Annotated in this window: 17 protein-coding genes and 1 other RNA gene; 12 read left to right on the forward strand and 6 right to left on the reverse strand. The window is 45.3% G+C overall.

Going from position 1 to position 21,747, the window contains the following annotated elements; all coding sequences use genetic code 11:
• Positions 1-417 precede the first annotated feature (417 nt).
• The 3 genes from DWW70_RS07270 to DWW70_RS07280 form a co-directional block, all read right to left on the reverse strand.
• Positions 418-1,236 carry a hypothetical protein gene (locus DWW70_RS07270; RefSeq protein ID WP_118649547.1) on the reverse strand — a complete coding sequence of 273 codons (819 nt, stop codon included), beginning with the start codon at positions 1,234-1,236 and terminating at the stop codon, positions 418-420.
• A 141-nt stretch (positions 1,237-1,377) separates the two neighbouring features.
• A complete protein-coding gene (locus DWW70_RS07275) occupies positions 1,378-1,998 on the reverse strand; it encodes a Maf family protein (protein ID WP_118649548.1) in 621 nt (206 codons plus the stop codon).
• A 72-nt stretch (positions 1,999-2,070) separates the two neighbouring features.
• Entirely contained in the window at positions 2,071-3,258 is a 1,188-nt protein-coding gene (locus DWW70_RS07280; protein ID WP_118649549.1) for a pyridoxal phosphate-dependent aminotransferase, read from the reverse strand.
• A gap of 337 nt (positions 3,259-3,595) precedes the next feature.
• On the opposite strand from DWW70_RS07280, the gene DWW70_RS07285 reads away from it, so the two are divergent.
• The 7 genes from DWW70_RS07285 (at position 3,596) to DWW70_RS07315 (ending at position 8,603) form a co-directional block, all read left to right on the forward strand.
• The gene (locus DWW70_RS07285) at positions 3,596-4,366 is read left to right on the forward strand and encodes a TatD family hydrolase (protein WP_118649550.1); all 771 of its coding nucleotides are present in this window, start codon (positions 3,596-3,598) and stop codon (positions 4,364-4,366) included.
• Between the two features lie 151 nt (positions 4,367-4,517).
• Positions 4,518-5,381, forward strand: coding sequence for a 16S rRNA (adenine(1518)-N(6)/adenine(1519)-N(6))-dimethyltransferase RsmA (gene rsmA / locus DWW70_RS07290; protein WP_015534498.1), 864 nt, complete (start codon positions 4,518-4,520; stop codon positions 5,379-5,381).
• A gap of 88 nt (positions 5,382-5,469) precedes the next feature.
• Positions 5,470-6,468: a DUF6128 domain-containing protein gene (locus DWW70_RS07295; RefSeq protein WP_118649551.1), complete on the forward strand. Its 999-nt coding sequence runs from the start codon at positions 5,470-5,472 to the stop codon at positions 6,466-6,468.
• Between the two features lie 19 nt (positions 6,469-6,487).
• Entirely contained in the window at positions 6,488-6,997 is a 510-nt protein-coding gene (gene tadA, locus DWW70_RS07300) for a tRNA adenosine(34) deaminase TadA (RefSeq protein ID WP_015534501.1), read from the forward strand.
• 76 nt (positions 6,998-7,073) lie between these two features.
• Positions 7,074-7,337, forward strand: an RNA gene (gene ffs, locus DWW70_RS07305) — signal recognition particle sRNA large type.
• A gap of 140 nt (positions 7,338-7,477) precedes the next feature.
• Positions 7,478-8,068 carry an HD domain-containing protein gene (locus DWW70_RS07310; RefSeq protein WP_015534503.1) on the forward strand — a complete coding sequence of 197 codons (591 nt, stop codon included), beginning with the start codon at positions 7,478-7,480 and terminating at the stop codon, positions 8,066-8,068.
• A 40-nt stretch (positions 8,069-8,108) separates the two neighbouring features.
• A complete protein-coding gene (locus DWW70_RS07315; RefSeq protein WP_015534504.1) occupies positions 8,109-8,603 on the forward strand; it encodes a hypothetical protein in 495 nt (164 codons plus the stop codon).
• Positions 8,604-8,703: 100 nt separating this feature from the next.
• Here the strand turns inward: DWW70_RS07315 and DWW70_RS07320 are convergent, their stop codons facing one another.
• Both DWW70_RS07320 and DWW70_RS07325 read right to left on the reverse strand, forming a co-directional pair.
• A complete protein-coding gene (locus tag DWW70_RS07320; protein ID WP_118649552.1) occupies positions 8,704-9,777 on the reverse strand; it encodes an undecaprenyldiphospho-muramoylpentapeptide beta-N-acetylglucosaminyltransferase in 1,074 nt (357 codons plus the stop codon).
• 20 nt (positions 9,778-9,797) lie between these two features.
• Complete coding sequence (locus DWW70_RS07325) at positions 9,798-10,046, reverse strand: TIGR03905 family TSCPD domain-containing protein (RefSeq protein WP_015534506.1); 249 nt, start codon at positions 10,044-10,046, stop codon at positions 9,798-9,800.
• Positions 10,047-10,299: 253 nt separating this feature from the next.
• On the opposite strand from DWW70_RS07325, the gene DWW70_RS07330 reads away from it, so the two are divergent.
• Complete coding sequence (locus tag DWW70_RS07330; RefSeq protein WP_118649553.1) at positions 10,300-10,998, forward strand: hypothetical protein; 699 nt, start codon at positions 10,300-10,302, stop codon at positions 10,996-10,998.
• Positions 10,999-11,085: 87 nt separating this feature from the next.
• A complete protein-coding gene (locus DWW70_RS07335) occupies positions 11,086-12,063 on the forward strand; it encodes a polysaccharide deacetylase family protein (protein ID WP_243017690.1) in 978 nt (325 codons plus the stop codon).
• 31 nt (positions 12,064-12,094) lie between these two features.
• Here DWW70_RS07335 and DWW70_RS07340 read toward each other — a convergent pair whose 3' ends face one another.
• Positions 12,095-12,898 carry a MerR family transcriptional regulator gene (locus DWW70_RS07340; RefSeq protein WP_118649554.1) on the reverse strand — a complete coding sequence of 268 codons (804 nt, stop codon included), beginning with the start codon at positions 12,896-12,898 and terminating at the stop codon, positions 12,095-12,097.
• A gap of 215 nt (positions 12,899-13,113) precedes the next feature.
• Here DWW70_RS07340 and DWW70_RS07345 point away from each other — a divergent pair, with 215 nt between their 5' ends.
• The 3 genes from DWW70_RS07345 (at position 13,114) to DWW70_RS07355 (ending at position 21,745) form a co-directional block, all read left to right on the forward strand.
• On the forward strand, positions 13,114-17,922 hold the full coding sequence (locus tag DWW70_RS07345; RefSeq protein ID WP_118649555.1) for a YDG domain-containing protein: 4,809 nt from the start codon (positions 13,114-13,116) through the stop codon (positions 17,920-17,922).
• Between the two features lie 148 nt (positions 17,923-18,070).
• On the forward strand, positions 18,071-19,426 hold the full coding sequence (locus tag DWW70_RS07350; RefSeq protein WP_015534510.1) for a glucose-6-phosphate isomerase: 1,356 nt from the start codon (positions 18,071-18,073) through the stop codon (positions 19,424-19,426).
• A 180-nt stretch (positions 19,427-19,606) separates the two neighbouring features.
• Complete coding sequence (locus DWW70_RS07355) at positions 19,607-21,745, forward strand: DHH family phosphoesterase (RefSeq protein ID WP_118649556.1); 2,139 nt, start codon at positions 19,607-19,609, stop codon at positions 21,743-21,745.
• Positions 21,746-21,747 lie beyond the last annotated feature (2 nt).

Raw genomic sequence — 21,747 nt, forward strand, 5'->3', positions numbered from 1 at the left:
CCCAGACTGATACTCCCCTGTTTGATATATCTGAATGTTTATATATATTGATTCAGAGAATGGCTAATTAGGGAAGGATCACCCTCATCCCCATCAAAAAAAATAAGACCAATGCTGTTACACACTGGTCCTATCTCTTCACCACGCTTTTCTCCCCTTTTTTTATCAATTCTACAATTTATCTTACCATACATTTTCGCATAAACAAATAAATTATAGTGTAAAAACTTGCTGTAAAAATCCCAGAAGGTCAAACGAGATTTTCCTCTCGTTTGATATGTCTGAACGTTTGTATATATTGATTCAAGAAGAGGATTAATTAGGGCAAATCACCCTCAAGTTCTAGTCCGGACTTAGGCGACACATTTGCATAAAAAAAAGAATCCCGATGTTTTCACATCAGGATTCCTGTATCAGCTACTGCCATGCGCCGCAGGTGCTACATTTTCTGCCTACGAGTACCTTTTCCTTCTGGATCTCGTACTCGGCAGGGTGGTGGATGGTGTCTACCTTGGTAGGTCTGATTATTGCGCTTGAACCTTCGTAGATCTCTTCGCCGATATCCTCATCGTAGTATTTTCTACCACATCTAAAGATATGGTTTTCATCGTATGTGATGTCTTTTCCACAGTATGAGCAAAAATCTCGATCCTCGTATACATCCTCATCCCAAGCCTCAGATACGCAAACTTTCTTCTCCTGAGTCTCATACACATCTTTCCAGGTATGGACATGCTCAGTGGTCGTTGGCTCCGACTTTGGTTTCTCAGTTGTAGGTCTCTCGGTTGTAGCAGCTGTGGTAGGTCTCTCAGTTGGCGTCTCAGTCGTTGACCTCTCGGTGGTAACTGGCTGGCTGGTCGTTACCTTGCCATCCTCTCTGCCCGGTGTCTTTGCCTCGGTTGTTGTCTGGCTGCTTGGTTTCTTCGTTGTAGATTCTGTAGTTGTAGCAGAACCCTTCTTGTCCTTCTTCGCAGTTTTAGCAGAACCCTTCTTGCTCTTTTCCGAGGTAGCAGCCTTGGTTGCCTTCTCGGTGGTTGTAGCCTTGGAAGTCGTCTTGACATCCGCCTTTCTCTCTGTTGTACCCTCTGTCATCTTTTCAGTGAATGTACCTCCCTCATGGACACCCTCCTTGGTGTCATCCCTGAAAAGAATGATGGCACTTATAATAATCGCTGCAAGCATTACCCCTATAATAATGCCTATTAACAGGATCTTTTTCTTTTTCTTGTCGTTCATAATTGTTTCGCCCCTTTCTGTTTAAGTAAAGTATAAATCAGAATATGGTAAATTACACTAAATATTTACAGTAAAAAATAAACCAGCCGTCGTTACAAAATGTAGCAGCAGCTGGTTTATTTATTTTGGTGGTTAGTATACCTACTCTTCCGATACTAATTCCTCAAGCTCGTGATAGACTCTGGCAAGCGGCAGCCCGACAACATTGTTGTAGTCGCCATCAATTCCCTTGACGAACAGACCGCCCTTGCCCTGAATTCCATAGCTTCCGGCTTTGTCAAACGGCTCATTTGTGGCGAGGTACTGGATTATCTCGTCGTGGGATACTGGATAGAAGGTGACATCCGTCTTCTCATAGAATGAGCTGGATGACTTGGCTCTTCCGTTCACATATATCAGACACACGCCGGTGTACACCTGATGCGTCTGGTCGGACAGACTGTTCAAGGTGTTGTATGCATCGTCGTAGTCGTAAGGCTTACCAAGAATCCTTCCGTTCAGCGATACAACAGTGTCTGCGCCGAGGACAACGAAGCGTTCAGGAAGCTTTTTAACCCGTCTTACAACATCCTGGGCGATGATCCTGTTGCACACTTCATCTGCCTTCTTCTTAGCCAGAAGCATTACATATTCAGATGGAGCCATCGGTTCAAGATCTTCATCAGAAAGACTTGGACACACATCGAAGTCGTATCCCGCCTGGGCCAGAAGTTCCTTTCTTCTAGGCGATCCCGAGGCGAGAATTATCTTTATGTTAGTCATATGCTATATCTCTATACTTTCCTAAAATAATTTTGTACAAACAAGATCTATTATTGTCGTACACACAGATCATTATTTACACATCTTAATAGCCTTCTCAAACAGTGGCAGAGAGCGCTCAACCATATCTGTTGTAGTACAGTAAGCCAGTCTCATATGTCCCGGACACATAAAGCTGTCGCCAGGAACAAGGATCAGATCAAGCTCATGGGCAGTCATGTTACAGAACTCATTTGCATCTGCGATAGGAGTCTTAGGGAACATATAGAAGGTTCCGCCTGGCTCAACACACTCATATCCCATAGCTGTGAGCTCCTTGTACAGGATGTTCTTGTTCTTCTCGTAGATAGACAGATCAGATGTCTCATCAAGCACCTTTGCAACTCCGAGCTGTATCAGAGATGAAGGACAGTTGTGTCCTGTGAAACGTGATACCTGTCCGCACATGTTGATGATGAGCTCGGCATCCTTGCACTTAGGGTTTACAGCCACGTATCCGATACGCTCTCCAGGCAGTGACAGAGACTTGCTGAATGAGTAGCAGCAGATGGTGTTGTCGTAGAACTTTGAGATGAATGGCGAATCAGTTCCCTCAAATACGATCTCTCTGTAAGGCTCGTCTGATATAAGGTAAATGTCATGTCCGTACTCCTCCTGTTTCTCTGTGAGGATCTGGGCAAGACGTGTTATGGTCTCTGTTGAGTAGACGATTCCGGATGGGTTGTTAGGCGAGTTGATGAGGATTGCCTGAACATTTGGGTTCATCATCTCGAGGAATGCGTCAAAGTTGATCTGGAATGAAGTTATGTCCGCGGGAACGACCTTGAGAACAGCACCGGTTCCGTCAACGTATGGTACATACTCAGGGAAGTAAGGCGCAAATGTGATAACCTCGTCGCCCGGCTCTGTGACACATCTGATGGCGTGGGCCAGGGCTCCGGCAGCACCTGATGTCATGAAAATGTCCTCAGGAACATACTCCATGCCGAAACGGCGGTTCAGTGATTCTGCGACAGCCTTTCTTACAGAGTAGATGGTAAGTGTAGGGCTGTAGCCGTGGAGTGCCAGTGAATCCTCATTCTGGATAAGGTCGATAAGTCCCTTGTTGAAGTCGTCTGTGGTAGGCACAGATGGATTGCCTATAGTATAGTTGAACACATTCTCAGCACCGATCTCAGCGGCACGCTTTGAAGCATACTGTGCAAATTCCCTGATGATGGAAGTGTTGTTTAACATTGATGAATATTTCTTTGAAATCATGAAAGTCCTCCTGTTATGTAAAATGTTATGATAAATATACAGTTTTGGACACAAAAAAACAAGAGGTAACAGAACGGGGAAGATCTGCTGCCTCTTGCAAAAAAATGAGGGGAGAGAGGATTCAAATAAATGAAAAACTCTTTACAATTGTTAGTATATCCAGGATTTGTGAAAAAAATGTGTTTAAAGATTAATCTATTTATAAAGATTAATAACTAATCATAAACAAATAATTAAACGTTCACAAAGTGCGGGTATTTCTGTATAATACAGCGTGACGGATACGATATTGCGGTACTATAAACAATGCATTAGTACCATAAGAGAGGTTTGAGATATGATATTTGAGACACATGGTCATTATGACGATACTCAGTTTGATGAGGACAGAGAACAGTTAATTGCAGAATTCCTTGAGAAAGATATAGACAAGGTCATGAACGTCGGAGCGGATATGCAGTCATCGAGGAATTCGGTGGGGCTTGCCGCAAAATATCCGCATTTTTATGCGGCAGTCGGCGTACATCCGAGTGAGGTAGGAGAGCTGACGGAGACGGATATACAGGAGCTTAAGAGCATGGTGCTGGATAATCCAAAGGTGAGAGCCATAGGAGAGATAGGTCTTGATTATCATTTTGATGATGATCCTCCGAGGGATGTTCAGAAGAAATGGTTTCTCAGGCAGCTTGAGCTTGCGCAGGAGCTTGCCATGCCGATCATTATACACAGTCGTGATGCGGCATCAGACACTATGGAGATGCTTAAAAGAATGGATGGCGGCAGAAATGGCGGTGTGATACACTGCTATTCATACAGCGTTGAGCAGGCCAGGGAATATATTAAGATGGGATTCCATATCGGTGTTGGCGGAGTTGTCACCTTCAAAAACAGCCGGAAGCTTCAGGAGGTCGTGGAGGACATCCCTCTGGAAAAGATAGTTCTCGAAACAGACTCCCCATACATGGCTCCGGTTCCATTCCGGGGAACAAGGAACTCTGCCCTCAACATACCTTATATAGCTGAGAAGATAGCCGAGATCAAGGGCGTTCCGGTTCAGAAAGTGTATGACCAGACATACGCGAATGCCCTGAAAATGTACAAGATGTAATAAAAACGTAGATTACAGGCAATGGAGGTTTCGTAATGTGAATTGAGACCAGGACTTTGTGGTATTCCCCAGACAGGCATACCACAAAGCCCTGGTCGTGACAAAAATCTTGATGAAACCGCCATTGTCTGGACGCAGGAAAGGACAAAGCATGGAGAAGTTAAGCAATCCACAGGTTACGATAGAGACGATAAAGAAATACGAATTTGCATTTCAGAAGAAGTTCGGTCAGAATTTCCTCATAGATGCCCATGTCATAAATAAGATAATCAGCGCAGCGGACATCACGAAGGACGACTGCGTGCTGGAGATAGGTCCGGGAATAGGAACCATGACCCAGTATCTTGCGGAGAGTGCCGGACAGGTTGTGGCGGTGGAGATAGACAAGAATCTTCTCCCTATTCTGGACGAGACCCTTGCGGAGTACGACAATGTGACCATCATCAACGATGACATACTGAAGGTGGATATCAACAAGATCGTGGAGGAGAGAAATGGCGGCAGGCCTATCAAGGTGGTTGCGAATCTTCCATACTATATAACCACACCGATCATCATGGGACTTTTCGAGAAGCATGTGCCGCTTCTCTCGGTGACGGTCATGGTGCAGAAGGAGGTTGCGGACCGCATGCAGGTGGGCCCGGGAACCAAGGATTACGGAGCACTGTCCCTGGCAGTTCAGTATTATGCCGAGCCGTATATAGTGGCAAATGTTCCGCCAAACTGCTTTATACCGAGACCGGGTGTGGGCTCAGCGGTCATCAGACTGAACAGATACCAGGAGCCGCCGGTCAAGGTGAAGGACGAGCAGCTCATGTTCAGGCTGATAAGAGCATCATTTAACCAGAGAAGAAAGACTCTTCAGAACGGCATAGCCAACAGCGGAGAACTGTCATTTACCAAGGAGCAGATCGCAAAGGCACTGGAATCCCTTGGAATATCAGCAAATATCCGTGGAGAAAGTTTGAGTCTGGCGGAATTTGCAGCTTTGAGCGACATTCTCACGGACAAATAATGTCATAGGTGGTGAGACAGAATCATAGATAATTGATAAAGCCCCCGGAAAAGGACGCAGAATTCCGGAAGGGAGAGGAGGATTATCTATGGTGTACTGGAACCGATTTATATCGTATATTTACAGGTATCACGACGGATACAAATGTGAAAATTCAGGATTTGCCAAGGTGGCAAAGGTGGGGAGAACGGGAAGACTCACGGTTGGACTGAGAAACGGAATGAACAGCAGAGAGGAAATCTATGGCGTGTTCATTTACAGGGAGACGCTGGCCGACGAAGGCGCAGTGGGCGGTGAACAGACAAATGAGCCCGTGATGATCCCTCTGCCGGTGCTCGTCGGTAAGATGAGACTCAGAAATGGACACGGTGAGGAGTGCTTCTCATTCTGCTGGGATGATGTCATGGAGAGCGGACGGCCTGTGACTGCATTTGCCGGTATCGTCATAAGGCGTATACAGCCGGATGGAAATATGGGGCAGGAGTATTACGACAGCGATATATTCTGTTCGTCCTGGACGGACAGTGTGATAGATTATTCTAGAATGTGGGATGCGAAACGTGCGGTCCGCGATGCTGAGGAACTGAGCGAGGCGGTGAGAGAGGCCTCCATAACAGATACGGTCACGGCAGAGTTGGAGCTTGAGAGCTGTGCTGCACCGGCGGAGCCTGTATGTTCTGATGAGGTCGAGACCTCCGAGACCGGAACGGCGATAGACAAAATGTTTGAGAACTATGAACGTCTGCCACTTCTTCCGGGAAGCTCCCTGGATGACGGGTTGGACAGCGTCATAGAGAGCGTGAAGATATCCCCGAATGACATAGGTCTGCTGGACATGTGCAACTGGAAGCTCGGGGTGAACAGCTTCCTGACACACGGGTATTACAGCTACAAATACCTGATGTTCGGCAAAGTCATATTTTCCCCAGATAATGACCGCGTCAGTTATATACTTGGAGTTCCGGGGGTGTATTCCTCGAGGGAGAAATACCTTGCCGGGATATTTGGATTTGACAGATTCGTGCCGGAGAAGGAGACACATATCAAGACCGGAAGCTTCGGCTACTGGATAGTGGATATAAGATAGGAAGAAGAGGATAAAGAGAATGGAAGATACCAATATAGATGAGCTGACGCCGGAGGAGCGGCGTATCCATGAGAAGTATATGGATAAAGCCATAGCCCAGGCAAAGAGGGCTTATGCAAATGGCGATGTTCCGATAGGCTGTGTCATAGTCCACGATGACAGGATAATCGCAAGGGGCTTCAACAAGAGAAATCTGAAAAAGACCACACTTGCACATGCGGAGATACTGGCCATAGAACAGGCGTCAAAGAAGCTCGGCGACTGGCGGCTGGAGGAGTGCACAATGTATGTGACCCTTGAACCGTGCCAGATGTGTGCCGGGGCCATAGTGCAGGCCCGTATCCCAAATGTGGTGATAGGATGTATGAATCCCAAGGCCGGATGTGCGGGCTCCATAATAAACCTGCTGGACATGAAACAGTTCAATCATCAGGTTGAGGTTATACGTGGTGTGCGGCAGGATGAATGCAGTGAGATGATGAAGAGCTTTTTTCGCGACCTGAGACAGGGAAAAGCGAAGAATGCTTGACGGCGGGCGGCATGTCAGATATAATGTAGCCTGCGGTGCATCTTGTGCACAGCCAATTAAATATGTTTTAAAGTTTCCATGCAACCGGGGAGGTAGCGGCGCCCTGTACCTGCAATCCGCTATAGCAGGGGTGATGGTCTTCCTGAGGGGTGGCCGCTGTAGGGCTGCCCTCAGTAAGTGATGTTGATGTCTGGGTCTCGCGCAACAGGAATCTTCGAACCGTGTCAGGTCGGAGACGAAGCAGCACTAAGGGGAATCTCCTGTGTGCCGTGAGGGTGCCTGGGCTGAGTTAACTGCTGAGGTAACGTCTATGGTGACGCTTCGAAGGAAGATCGCATGGATTTTTTTATTTTTAACATTATTTATTAAAAATTTAAAAAAATATAGCAAAATCCCACAAAAGATGTTATCATCAAGTATGATACTTTTGCAGTGTTATTATGCGCTGCAGAATAGTGATTTCCAAGGGGCGAAACGGATATGAATTACGCTGAAGTAATTGATTTTGTAAAGGAACAGACAGCCGTTAATGGTAGGCCGCCTAATTATCCATTCAGGAGCAGATTTGAACATACTATGCGGGTGTATAGATGGGCGATAAAGCTTCAGTCGAAGTTAGGTGGAGATCTGGATATAATAGTTCTCGCGGCACTTCTTCATGATGTGGGCTGGGATGACGAGAGACCACATGGGGAGGTCGGAGCAGAGATAGCTGTCAATTATCTTGACAGTCTGGGAGTCGATCCACAGAAGATAGCCAAGATAGGCGAGATAATCATGATCCATGAGGAGAAGGATACTGATGCAGATCTGTCACTTGAGTGCAGGATAGTTATGGATGCAGACCTGCTGGATGAAGTGGGAGCGATCAGTGTTCTGTGGGATTCCATGGCTACGGCTATAGAGGACGAGGCAAGCTATAAGCGCGCATATTACAGAATCAAGAATTTTTATAAGATCAATAAACCAAAGATCAAGAGATGTAAGACGGAGGCTGGACGACTTGAGTACAGCAAACGCATGCAGCTCCTTGAGGATTTCATATTCCAGCTTGAGAAAGAACTGTTCTAGTATCGATTGATGAATTTGATTGTGGATAGGAGAGATAATTATGAAGACATTTGTTAAGATCCTTGTAGCCATTATTGTGGTAGCAGCTATCTGTGGCGGTGTGTATCTGGTTCTTCCTGAGACAGCTCAGATATTTGTAAAGGGTAATATTCAGTATCGTACTAACGATGAGGCAAAGGACAAGATAGACAGCCTTAAGAAGAATGAGATCGTCTATACAGATGTACAGAGCAACGGAACAGAGAAGAAGGTTCCTACAGGTGTTACATATGGAGACGCTCTTGATAAGAAGGCCAAGACAACAGTATGGTATTATGAGGACACAACAAACGGTGGATTCAGAATCACATATTATGGAACAAAGGTCAGCATGGATCTTGCAAAGTATGGTTCAGATGGAACATATATAGACAAGACACTGAAGGCAGTATTTGATTTCCCTGCAGGCGGAAAGAGTACAGTTACATTGTACATAGGAGATGAGCAGTGTGACGATGCGATGAAGGCTGCTGTACTTCAGGCTCTGGCTAACTAATAATAGTTAATATACAATAAAACTCCACACCGACTATGATTTAGACGGTGTGGAGTTTTATTTTGCCTTTTTATAATTGCTTATGCAGATCTTATGCAGATCAGTCGTGGTCGTTTACGAGATCCTCTATCATGTTGATGATGATTCCCGTTGAGTCGGTCAGGTTGCTGGACTCCATAGCCTGGATATATTTCTCTTTGTTGTTGTACACTTCATTTATTCCGGCGAACAGGGAATCTGTGTTCAGCTCTTCCTCCTGGATCACATAGCTGTATCCGCTCTTCTCAAATGACTGGGCGTTGAGAATCTGATCACCTCTTGATGCAGCCTTTGACAGAGGAATGAGGATGTTCGGTTTTCTGAGTGCGAGAAGCTCACAGATGGCATTGGCTCCTGCACGTGAGATGATGATATCGCACAGTGCAAGCATGCTTGCAAGTTCCTTCTTTACATATTCGTACTGGACATAGCCCTTCTTATCCTTGAGGGATTCATCCAGATTGTCCTTGCCGCACAGGTGGATGACGTTGAAGGTCTCCAGAAGACGGTCGATATTGTCTCTTATTGCGTTGTTGATTATGACGCTTCCTGAACTTCCGCCCACGATAAGGAGAACAGGCTTGTTGTCAGTGAAACCGCAGTAGTTATATGCAAATGCGGAATCGCCGCGGAAAAGTTCCTCTCTGATAGGGGTTCCGGTTACTACTGCCTTGCCCTCAGGGAAGAGATCCTTTGTCTCAGGAAAGTTACAGCATACCTTTGTCGCCTTTGGAAGGGCGAGCTTATTTGCAAGGCCGGGAGTCATATCTGATTCGTGTATCACCACAGGGATACCTGCTGAGTGTGCGGCAAATACCACAGGGACTGTGACAAATCCTCCCTTTGAGAATACTACATCAGGCTTGAGCTCTTTCATGAGCTTCTTTGCTTCAGATATTCCTTTAAGTACCTTGAACGGATCTGAGAAGTTCTTCATTGAGAAGTATCTTCTGAGCTTTCCTGAAGCTATGCCGTGATAAGGGATGCCCATATCTTCTATAAGCTTTTTTTCCATGCCGTCATATGAACCGATGTACTGGATGTCATATCCGTGCTTCTTCAGCTCCGGCATAAGTGCCATGTTTGGTGTGACATGACCTGCTGTACCGCCGCCTGTCAATATAATTCTCTTCATAATGATTGTTAATCCTCCTGTTACTGTGCTGAAGCCAGATACTGCTTGAGTGCCTGAGCCAGTTGATCCGGGCATGAAGTCGGCTTGAAACCGCAGGTTGTGCCCTCAAGTCTGGCGATGACGTCCTCTGGCTTCATGCCTTCTACGAGAGCTCCGATACCCTTGAGGTTACCATTGCATCCTCCGGTGAACTTTACATCATGCAGCCTGCCATCGATGACGTCAAAGTTGATCTCGACAGAGCAGGTTCCTTTAGTCTTATAAACCATAACAATACCTCTTTTCTATTGTACTTAACCAATCATTTTAATATTCGCTGATACATTCTAAGATGTATGTATCCTGCTTTTTTCATCTTGAAGTATATCAAAAGAGCATGCAAAAGACAAACATTTGTCGAGCGAAAATAATTGTATACCCCGGAATGTCACTCATATAATACTACCATCCGGACCGGCCAAACGGATGTGGGGTTAAGCCCTGACAGGATATGATCGAATAATTGAAAAGAGAGGGAAAACTATGTTTGAAATTTTGTTGAATCAGAATGTGTGTATGTATGTGATGATAGTGTGTGGGTGTATAGGGCTGACAGGACGGGCTGTGATGAGCAGTTATCTTGCAAGACTGGCAAAGGCGGCTGAGCGCATGGGAACGACGCGGAAAAAACAATTGATGGAGATGCGCAGGCGGTATGAGGATATAACATCGCTGGATGTGAACATACATGACACTGCCGCATTTGTGGACAAGTACATAGACAGGCTGAAGATAGGTTTTATACCGATAAATGTGTGGAATGGATTTGTGAAAAATATGGGAGTGGCCGCAGCTGGGACAGGCATATTTGCAGCGGCGTATCAATATTATGTAGTAGGCGATGGCGTGGAGACATTGAAGATGCTGGGGTGTGGACTGGCAGCCTGCATAGTGCTGGTGGCTGCTCATAACCAGTGGAATTGTGAATGGCATATGAGGACTCTGCGTGACAGCGCCAGAAATTATCTGGGCAACAGCCTGGCAAACAGATTGAAAAAGGAAGAAGGGAAACAGACAACGAAGCAGGATACTGTTGAGGCCATGGCAGCATGCAGTGAGACAGATGAAAATGAAAGGATAAAAAGAAATGAGAAGCCTGCGCGGAAAGCACAGCGGAGTGATAAGTCAGATTATGATGCTCTGCTTGACGGGATCATGAAGAAGATGCTTGCGGATGGATAACCGGCGAGTGGACATGTGCAGGTGGGCTGCAGATGAAATGCGGGTGAGAACAGCCTGTATGAGCCAATAAATTCAGGATGGTAGATAGTGAGAAAGCTGTACTTGATAGCAGGACTGTATGCTGCCTGCGTGATCGGGGCCGTGCTCAGCGGATGCTCCATATATGACAAGGAGGATCTGTCCAAGATGGTGGCGACTCCGGGGGACGCAGAGTGTCAGGCAGACGGTGCGAAGAATGGGGAAGGTGATGCGGAAGGAAAAGAAAAATCGGGAGACAAGACGGAAGATGCGGAGAGTAACACGGACACAGACGGGGAGAGTCAGGGTGAGGATATGACCAGACTAAGGGATTACAGCCAGATATCGACAAAGAAATATTCATGGTACATAGTGCGGGACAAAAATCATGGAATGAGTGGCTGTGACAACAGCTTTCCGCTGGAGCAGTACGATGCGTTCTACGTGGACAGAGTGTGTGCTGAGAAGAATGAAAAGGTGATGTATCTGACATTTGACTGTGGGTATGAGAACGGATATACAGAGCAGATGCTGGATGTGCTCAAAAAGCACAATGCAAAGGGCTGCTTCTTCGTGACGATGACTTACATAAGGGACAATCCGGATATAGTAAAGAGGATGAAGGAGGAGGGACATCAGGTGGGAAACCACACGGTGCATCATCCGTGCATGCCGGAGAAGAGTATGGAGGAGCAGAAAAGTGAGTTAAAGGAGTGCTCAGACTTTATGAGGAATGAAACTGGGTATGAAATGGATATGTATTTCAGACCGCCGAGTGGTGAGTACAGTGAACAGGTTCTGCAGCTGGCTAAGGATATGGGGTATAAGACCATATTCTGGAGTATGGCTTACCTTGATTATGATGTGAACAATCAGCCGGGGACGGACTATGTCATTGATCATTTTGCGAAATATCATCATCCGGGAGCCATTCCTCTAATACACAATGTGTCGTCGTCAAATGCGCAGGCACTTGATACGGTTCTCACAAACCTGGAGAAGGAGGGATATGAGTTCAGGTCTTTGAATGAGATGAAAATTGAATAGTAGTATCAGAAACAGAAGCTCTCTGTGCGGATCATGCCGATCCGAACGGAGAGCTTTTGTGTATTGGCAGTGCGATCTGTGTGATATAAGCATCTTTATTTGCTCCGTGGGTTGGAGGACCCTCCATAAACGAATTGCGAAAATAACCACAGGTAGCAAGATTGTTTTCTTTTGCATAGTCCAATAGTTTCTTCTGGACGGTGTCGAAATTTTCATATGGACCACGATAGTATATACAGATAGCTGCAGTCTGTGGAAGTTTTTTTATGTGTTCGTCATTGGTGTCAGGACCTGCTGCGACAGGTATGACATATCTTCCGGCTGATGCTGACTCGATAAAAACCTCTGTACACATTTTGCCTGTGGTGTCCAGTTGATATTTTTTTGTTGCCTCGATAAAGGTCTTGCGCAGATCTTCAGTTTTTCTGGCCAGATCAGAGTCTTTGAACTCCTGACAAAATGCAGTGAATGAGGGAAGAGTGGTAAAATGGATCTCCGGTTCTGGTGTCTGGGACTGACGCAGCTGAAGCTGGGCTATGCACAGATCCAGCTGGGAACGGAGCGCAGTCATACGTTCAATGACATCCTCAAGCTTTTCGGTATTATTGAAGTACTTGTTAATCTCGGATAACGATAATCCTAGTCCCTGAAGAACTTTTATAATTCGTATATGTACGATGTTATCGGCAGAGTAGTAGCGGAAACCGCTGCTCTCATTTTTGTATGCGGGTGTCAGAAGCCCCAGGTCTTCGTAGTTTAACAGCATTCTTCTTGTCACTCCAAGCATTTTAGTGACTTCCCCAATTTGATATAGATTTTTATTTGCGTGATTCATATGATTTCCCTCCCCTTAAAAATAGACAAAAAAAATTGTGAATATTGCATAAATACCGCAAAAATATTGTTGACTTGAACATTGATGTACGAATTATAATTATCATAAATTGTTAAAGGGAAAGAGTCAAGAATTAACAGGAGGTAGTGGTTGCAGAGAGAAAACATTAACGGACACACGAAAAAGAGGTTTTATTGAAAAAGAGAGGGAAGTGTATGAAAGAAAGAATTCTATGCAGAAAAGTTATGGCATGGCTCATGACAGCTTTCATGGTCATAACGTGTTTGATTTCGATAGGTTGTAAGAATACTGCCTACGCAGCGGCTATGGAGAATATCAAGGTAACAGACGTGGATATAAGCACAGATGGACATATGAGAGGTCTCAAGTGGGGGTGGACAACCAGCGGTTATGCCAGCGCGAGCTGCAAGCTTGGCATTCAGTCTGAGAAGTTCACGACTGGAGATCTCACAAACTTTGGTGATTATCTGAGCAGCCATAGGTACAGTGGATGGGCGAGTGCCGAGTCACCTGAAGGCTGCGGATTTAAAGGCTGGATAACAGAGAACTCGTTCTCAAGGAGTTCAGGTACATATGACAGAACGGATACCATTTCCGGAGAGGGAATAGATATGGGTACCACGGGTGTGTATTATCTGTATACGTGGACATATTATAATGGTTATGTATTCCCTGATATTTACATAGGAAGTATTGATCTGAATGCTGGCAAGATCGTGGACGCCAGCGGCAATGAAATAACATTTCAGATCGGTGGCTTTTCAGGCGGAGGCAATACAGATCCTTCGGAGGAAGAAGTTGTATTCATGAACAATGGATATCCATATGGCAAGAATATGACGAATAGTTCAATCACTCTCGTTATGGACGTGACAGGGGAAGCTGCAACATATCAGTGGCAGAGCGCAACCAGTAAGCGTGGACCATTTACAGATATTGAAGGTGCAAATGGAAGTACATATACGTTCACCCCGACTCATGGATACTGGTACAGGTGCGTGGTGGATGGTACAGCCAGCAGAGCGGTAAAGGCAGTTATCCCTACCAGTGACAATGGAAATACGTGGACAAAGCCAAATACTTGCTGGTATATAAGCAATGGAGTTATGGCCTATATGGCCAATGGCAATGGGTTTGATATTGTTGGCTTGTATACCAAGGACGGAAAGAACTATATGCTTGGAACAAGCTACGACAAAGTATGGAGATTGTACAGCAGAAGCGATTCAGAGCCTTCAGCTGAAACGGCTACATCACAAGTATCTGTGGCTTCGCTTGCAGCTCTAAGATTGTCGTTTGATCCTATGAATACTCACGATCTGATTTTTGATGCTGAACTTGGTGAGGGACAGCATTCATTTGCAATAGGAGCGGATGCGAACATTGGAAATAGTATTACAAGCTCTGACAGTGCAGATGAAGCGGTGCTTGCTGCCACTGTCAAGAATGGTGAATTACAGCAGATAGCGATGATGGGAGTTGCTAAAGCGGCGGATGCGGCAGATGATACTCCATCATTTGTTCTTTCACCTATAACACAGGCAAGTAATTACTGGATCGGGGACTATGATTCCAGAAGAATATTTGAGTACAATACAGGTTCATCAAGTTACATAAAGGAAACTGCTGAAATAAATGGTCAGAATGCTGCATCCCTGGTTGAAGGAATAGATTCGGGATTGACAATGTCATGGACAAATGTTGAAGATGGCGGACATATAGGTTTCAAATTCAGCGTTGGAGCAGTGGCTGATGTAGGAGCAGTTACAGGACAGGTTGATTATATAACAGAAAAGCTGACAGAGCTTGATGGCGATACATCATATATCATCACTGTTGATGGCGAGTCATATGACATTGTGAGTGATATGTATGGTGATATAGCTCTTGAGGGAACAGATGATAACGACGTATCATATAGTTTGTTTGGTAAAAATATAAGTATCCGCAAGAAAGACAGTCAGGATACACCTGCTGATATAACTGTTGCAGCAAGACCGGAGGCACCATCTGCACCGAAGACTCTTGCAGACATACAGAATCCAACACCAGCCGATATGGAAAGTGCTGCAGACGGCGAAGGCGTTGAGATAGTAAGCGTGACTGGCGATTCTGTGACTGTAAGCCCGCTTGGCGGACAGCAGTATCAGTATTCGACGGATGGAGCGACCTGGACAGTTCTCGATGATCTGAATGTGTCAGATAATTATGTTATCTCAGGACTTGAAGAGAATCAGAGGGTATATGTTCGCACAAGATACGTGGCTAATACGACAAAACCAGCTTCATTGTGGTCAGATGCCAAGGCAGTCTCACGTGACCTGATCGCCGGAGTAACTGCAGAAGATACAACCTGCACTTATGATGGATTGATACATAGCCCATCTGTTACAATTGCAGATGGCCTGGATGGAGCTTCTATCAGTTATTCATTGGCAGCAGATGAGCCGTACACACAGACGGTTCCAGAACTTAAAAATGCCGGAACATATAAGGTGTATTACCTTGTTACAGCAGATGAGTGTTCACCGGTATTTGGCGATGTGACTGTGACTATCGAAAAGAAAACGATCACAGCGGATAAGGTAATCGTTGATGAAAATGCATATATACAGGGAATCCAGTTCTCAGGATTGCTGGATGGAGAAGAACTGGTATATGACGAGGATTATACTGTAGTACTGTGGGACGTTACACCAGGAATAGAGAAGGTTGTAACTACATACAGATTTGGGCTTGCAACTACGGGAAATGCAGCCAATTACATGCTTCAGAACAAGTCATGGGATATGGTTCATTATCATGACTGGACGTATGAGATAAAAGAAGGCCACAGTAACAAGATAATTGCATATTGCAATGAAACTGAGAATCCGGCACACTGCGCATATCAGGGCAGAAACGAGGCGGTCAGCTGTACTGTGACAGCAGAAAGCAGAGCGTATGACGGCACAGAATATGCAGGTGCAGTTGTTAATAACTGGATAACAGAGAAGACCGGAGATGCAGCTGTTACATATTATGAGGGAACAGGTGACACCGATTATCCGGAAAATGAGAATGCGCCGGTAAATGCAGGTACTTATAAGTTTGTTGTGAAGATAGCTGATGTTACGGCATATGCAGAATTTGAAATACAGAGACTTGACCAGAATGTTGAATTTGATGTATGCAATTACACATTTGGCGACAGTGTAGAGGCTCCAGAGGTTACAGGAGCACAAGAGGATCCTGTTATAGAGTATTACTACACAACAGAGAACAGCAACACGGATGGAACATTGTGGGAGAACTCCAGATCGGCAGATCCGGGCACATATTATATGTATGCCAAGGTTTGTGCTACAACCAATTACAATGAGTATGTAACACAACCGGTTCAGTTCACAGTTGCAAAGAGAGAAGCTCCGACAGACATAACAGCGGCAGATATTGTAAAGACATATGACGGCAAGGCTTATGGAATAACTGTTACAGGTGATATTCCTGAGGATGCGGTTGTGACGTATGGAACTTCTGAGGATGCATGCGATAAGACTGTAAGTCCGAAGTACAGTCAGGCTTCAGATGAACCGTACACTGTATATTATAAGGTTGCAGCAAGGGGATATGACACGATATCCGGACATGCAAATATCACCATCAACAGAAGACCACTTGCTGTATCGGGAATTAAAGCTACATCAAAGGCTTACGATGGACAGACAGAGGCAAAGCTTGACTATTCAGGCGTTGTTCTGAATGGTAAGGTCAGCGCAGATGTGATTGCAGTTACAGCTACAGGAACATTTGACAGTGCAGATGTGGGAACAGGCAAAACTGTAAGCATCACAGATATAAAGATCAGCGGAAAGACCGCTTCAAACTATATACTTACAGAAGATGCCCAGCAGCAGACAGTAAAGGCAGATATCACTCCTGCGGGAACAACTCTTACTGTAGGAAAGGTTGGAGCTAAGACATATGGAGGTGCAAAGTTTGCCCTCAATGTGAAGTGCAGTAGAAATGACAAGAAAACATTTACAAGCAGCAATACAAAGGTTGTCAAGGTGGATGGCACAGGCAAGGTAACTATAGTTGGTGCAGGCAAGGCGGTTGTGACAGTATCCGTTGCGGCAAATCAGAACTATAAGGCAGCTGCTGCAAAGGTAGCGATCACGGTAAACAAAAAAGCCATCAGAGTAACTGCAAATGACGCATCTAAGTATGAAGGCAAGGCGGATCCGAAGTTTACATTTACAGCGGAGGGACTTGTTGGCAAGGATAAGCTTACAGGAATTGTTCTCAAGAGAGCTGCTGGTGAGAAGTCCGGAACATACACGATCACAGCAAGCCAGAAGAAGGGTGCAAATCCAAACTACAATATAACATTTGCCATTGGCCGTCTTGTTATAAAGAAATCTCCAAATGTTGAACCTAGTGGAACAGAACTCTATAAGAAGACACTTCCGTTCTTCCTTATGAAAGGAAAGGGAACAGGAACAAGAATAGATCTGACATGGGATAAGGTCAAAGGTGCAACAGGATATGATGTATACTGGTCATACTGTAATGGAAAGAACAACTTCAATAAGCTTGCTAATGTACCGAAGTCCCAGAAATATGCCGATAAGAACCTCAATAATAAGAGAGAATACAAGTATTTTACAGTCGCATACAAGATGTCGGGTGGCAAGAAGGTATATCTCGGCAGGACAAATACAGTCCATGTTGCAATGCCTTATGCAGCAAAGACAAATGTCCTGAAAGTTACTGTGAACAAGACCAAGGCTAACCTTGCAAAAGGTAAAACATTTAAGATCACCAAGAAGGTTAAGCTTGAGAATCCAAAGAAGAAGGCGTTAAACCATCTTACGAAGAAGGAAAGGTTCATAACATCCAATGCAAAGGTGGCAACTGTTTCATCTGCAGGAGTTATAAAGGCAGTGCGTAAGGGCACATGTACGGTTTATGTAATGTCTGAAAATGGTGTTTGTGCAAAGATCAAAGTGACGGTTAAGTAGTGCTTTAGACATGGTTATAATTGAAAACTCCTCCAAACCGGTTGTGGCTTTGGGGGAGTTTTTTGAGATTAATAGTTGATTATGGTATACCTATTTGCTAAAATTGATTCAATGTGAAAAATTTAATACAAGTAAGGAGAGAAAACAAATGGCACAGACAGTAAGTTTCGATTTTAAGAATGCAAAAGCCATGGCTACAGACGCTGATATCGCAGCAATCAAGGATCAGGTAGTAGCTGCAAAGGCAACACTTGTAAACAAGACCGGTGAGGGAAATGATTTCCTTGGATGGATCGACCTTCCAGTAGACTATGACAAGGAAGAGTTTGCGAGAATCAAGAAGGCAGCAGCTAAGATCCAGGCAGATTCAGACGTGCTTGTAGTAATCGGTATCGGTGGTTCTTACCTGGGTGCAAGAGCAGCCATCGAAGCTTTAAGACACAGCTTTTATAATTCAGTTGACAAGTCAATCCGTAAGACTCCTGAGATCTACTATGCAGGATCAAACATCAGCAGCACATACATGGCTCATCTGCTTCAGGTGATCGGTGACAGAGATTTCTCTATCAACATCATCTCCAAGTCGGGTACAACAACAGAGCCTGGTATCGCTTCAAGAATCTTCAAGAAGAAGCTTGTTGAGAAGTATGGCAAGGAGGGCGCAGCAAAGAGAATCTACGCCACAACGGACAAGGCAAAGGGAGCTCTCAAGACACTTGCAACAGAGGAAGGCTATGAGACATTTGTAGTTCCTGATGATGTAGGAGGACGTTTCTCAGTTCTCACAGCAGTTGGTCTTCTGCCAATAGCAGTAAGCGGTGCTGATATAGATAAGCTTATGGAAGGCGCAGCTTCAGCAAGAAAGGATTGTCTTGCACAGGACTTCGACGATTCAGATGCTATGAAGTACGCAGCAGTAAGAAATGTACTGTACAACAAGGGTAAGTCAATCGAGATCCTTGCTAACTTTGAGCCAGCACTTCACTATGTATCAGAGTGGTGGAAGCAGCTCTACGGCGAGAGCGAGGGTAAGGATGGCAAGGGACTTTTCCCAACAGCTACGGACTTTACAACAGACCTTCATTCACTTGGACAGTTCATCCAGCAGGGTTCACAGAACCATTTCGAGACAGTTATCAATGTTGTTAACCCAACATGTGAGATTGTTATGGAGGAAGAGGACTCAGATCTTGATGGACTTAACTATCTTGCAGGCAAGACAGTTGATTTTGCAAATAAGAGTGCTATGAACGGAACTATCCTTGCACACGCAGATGGTGGAATTCCTATCATCCAGATCAACATCGACAAGATTGATGAGTTCACTCTCGGTGAGCTGTTCTACACATTTGAGTTTGCATGTGGTGTGAGTGGATACACACTTGGTGTAAATCCATTCAATCAGCCAGGTGTTGAGAGCTACAAGAAGAACATGTTTGCTCTTCTCGGCAAGCCGGGCAACGAGGAGCTTGGCAAGAAGCTTCTTGCAAGAATCAACGGTTAATAGATCTTTACAGATTAATATATAAGAGATGCAGGTGTGTTTTGCCACACCTGCATTTTTTTGCAATTCTATATTTCTTGTAATCAGAATCGCACAATGTTATACTTATGAAGTGTATAGGCTCAGAATTGAGCCTGATCATTTGCATTGTGAATGGAAGGATAAGAAGGGCAGTGACATATGAATGAAAAGAGAGATGTAGAGGGGCTGTACAACCGATATAGACAGGTTCCATTGTATCTGATAGGAATGTTCTGTCTGATGACAGTGTTCATGTATTTTGTCGGAATAGGAGCCGGCGTTATAGCCACCATTTTTACGGCAGTATACGGAGCGGTGAGCATTGTTGTTTTCCTGAGGATGAATGCTTTGTCCCGCGACAGATATGTGGAATTTGCCATGGAGCACGGCAAGATGCAGAAGGAGCTCATAAAGGAGTTTCCGGTTCCGTACGCATTGCTTGACGAGGATGGAAAAGTTGTGTGGGTGAACGACGAGTTCTCAGGTATAACGGAGACCAGTAAGAGAAAGCTCATGAAGCTGAATATAGTTCAGGTATTTGAGGAGGTTACCGAGGAGAGTCTTCCTTATCAGGAGGATGTCACCGAGGGAGAGATAGCATTTAACGGAAGAGAATACCGTTATGAGATCAGACGTGTACAGGTGAATAAGGTTGAGCCTGCTATGGAAGAGACGGATGCCCAGCCGGGTGAGGCCGGCACAGACGGAGATGGGGCTGATGAGCAGAAGAAAGATACGAAGGCTTCGCACGGTGGTTCAAGACACCACGGCAAGACGGACACCTTCCTTGCGTTCTACATGTTTGATGTGACAGTGGTGAATCAGCTCGCTCAGGAGAACCATGACCAGAAGCTGGTTGCGGGTCTCATATATATTGATAACTACGATGAGATATTTGAGTCGCTTGAGGAAGTACGACACTCTCTTCTTGTTGCCCTGGTCGACAGAAAGATTAACAAATACATGGCAAATGTCGACGCCATAGTCAAGAGCCTTGAGAAGGACAAGTACATGTTCGTGATGCCACAGAAGTATCTGGATCAGCTCAAGGAGAACAAATTTGCCCTGCTCGATGAGGTCAAGGCTATAAATATCGGAAATGATCTTCCGCTTACACTCAGTATAAGTCTTGGTACTGATTACAAGAGCTTTATAGAAAACTTTGAGGCAGCGCGTTCCGCCATGGAGCTTGCTCTGGGCCGAGGCGGCGATCAGGCGGTTATCAAGTCCGCCGACAGGATCACCTACTTTGGCGGTAAGAGTCAGGGAACGGAGAAGTCCACGAGAGTTAAGGCGAGGGTTAAGACTCTTGCGTTCAAGGAGCTTCTTGAGACCAAAGAGAAGGTTATAATCATGGCCCACAAGAATCCGGACATGGATGCTTTTGGTTCAGGTATAGGAATATACAAGATGGTGACTGCGCTGGGCAAGACGGCGCATATAGTTGTAAATGAGGTGTCATCGGCCATAAGTCCGATATACGGCAATTTCACTTCGAGCAATTCCTACCCGGCAGATATGATAATCAACAACGATCAGGCGCTCAGTCTGGTCGATGACGACACGGTCGTAGTTGTGACGGATGTGAATAATCCTACGCTCACGGAGTGTGAGGAACTACTGGCATATGCGAAGAGCATAGTGGTGTTCGATCACCACAGGCAGACAAAGGATGTCATTGCAAATGCGACACTGTCGTATATAGAGCCATTTGCGTCATCTGCATGTGAGATGATCGCAGAGATGCTCCAGTACATGGATGAGAAGATAAAGCTCAGGCCTACAGAGGCGGACGCCATGTATGCCGGAATACTCATTGACACCGACAACTTCCTGAGCAAGACCGGTGTCAGAACCTTTGAGGCAGCCGCGTTCCTGAAGAGAAGCGGTGCGGATGTCATGCGAGTAAGGAAGATGTTCAGAACTGACATAGAGACCTACAGACAGAAGGCGGAGGGTGTCAGCCACGCAGAGATGGTGCTTGATGCATTTGCCATATCAATCATTACACCTGGGGATGGCCCTGAGTCGCCGGTGGTACTCACCGCCAAGATTGCAAATGAGATGCTGAACATCGCAGGTGTCAGAGCTTCGTTTGTAATAGCGCAGATGGGTGCGGATGTCAAGATAAGTGCAAGAGCCATTGACGATGTCAATGTCCAGATAATCATGGAGAGAATGGGTGGCGGCGGTCATGCAAATATCGCGGCAGCTCAGTTTGAAAATGCGAAAGCAGAGGATATAAAGAAGGAGCTTGTTGGGCTCCTGAATGAGATGTATAAGGAAGGAGATATTTAGGA

Source organism: Coprococcus sp. AF16-5, from assembly GCF_003479365.1.
Classification (GTDB): Bacteria; Bacillota; Clostridia; order Lachnospirales; family Lachnospiraceae; genus Coprococcus; species Coprococcus aceti.

Bases quoted from the DNA above. Each gene is read 5' to 3' on its own strand.
- DWW70_RS07270 (WP_118649547.1), bottom strand. From the start codon at position 1,236: ATGAACGACAAGAAAAAGAAAAAGATCCTGTTAATAGGCATTATTATA.
- DWW70_RS07275 (WP_118649548.1), bottom strand. From the start codon at position 1,998: ATGACTAACATAAAGATAATTCTCGCCTCGGGATCGCCTAGAAGAAAG.
- DWW70_RS07280 (WP_118649549.1), bottom strand. From the start codon at position 3,258: ATGATTTCAAAGAAATATTCATCAATGTTAAACAACACTTCCATCATC.
- DWW70_RS07285 (WP_118649550.1), top strand. From the start codon at position 3,596: ATGATATTTGAGACACATGGTCATTATGACGATACTCAGTTTGATGAG.
- rsmA (WP_015534498.1), top strand. From the start codon at position 4,518: ATGGAGAAGTTAAGCAATCCACAGGTTACGATAGAGACGATAAAGAAA.
- DWW70_RS07295 (WP_118649551.1), top strand. From the start codon at position 5,470: ATGGTGTACTGGAACCGATTTATATCGTATATTTACAGGTATCACGAC.
- tadA (WP_015534501.1), top strand. From the start codon at position 6,488: ATGGAAGATACCAATATAGATGAGCTGACGCCGGAGGAGCGGCGTATC.
- DWW70_RS07310 (WP_015534503.1), top strand. From the start codon at position 7,478: ATGAATTACGCTGAAGTAATTGATTTTGTAAAGGAACAGACAGCCGTT.
- DWW70_RS07315 (WP_015534504.1), top strand. From the start codon at position 8,109: ATGAAGACATTTGTTAAGATCCTTGTAGCCATTATTGTGGTAGCAGCT.
- DWW70_RS07320 (WP_118649552.1), bottom strand. From the start codon at position 9,777: ATGAAGAGAATTATATTGACAGGCGGCGGTACAGCAGGTCATGTCACA.
- DWW70_RS07325 (WP_015534506.1), bottom strand. From the start codon at position 10,046: ATGGTTTATAAGACTAAAGGAACCTGCTCTGTCGAGATCAACTTTGAC.
- DWW70_RS07330 (WP_118649553.1), top strand. From the start codon at position 10,300: ATGTTTGAAATTTTGTTGAATCAGAATGTGTGTATGTATGTGATGATA.
- DWW70_RS07340 (WP_118649554.1), bottom strand. From the start codon at position 12,898: ATGAATCACGCAAATAAAAATCTATATCAAATTGGGGAAGTCACTAAA.
- DWW70_RS07345 (WP_118649555.1), top strand. From the start codon at position 13,114: ATGAAAGAAAGAATTCTATGCAGAAAAGTTATGGCATGGCTCATGACA.
- DWW70_RS07350 (WP_015534510.1), top strand. From the start codon at position 18,071: ATGGCACAGACAGTAAGTTTCGATTTTAAGAATGCAAAAGCCATGGCT.
- DWW70_RS07355 (WP_118649556.1), top strand. From the start codon at position 19,607: ATGAATGAAAAGAGAGATGTAGAGGGGCTGTACAACCGATATAGACAG.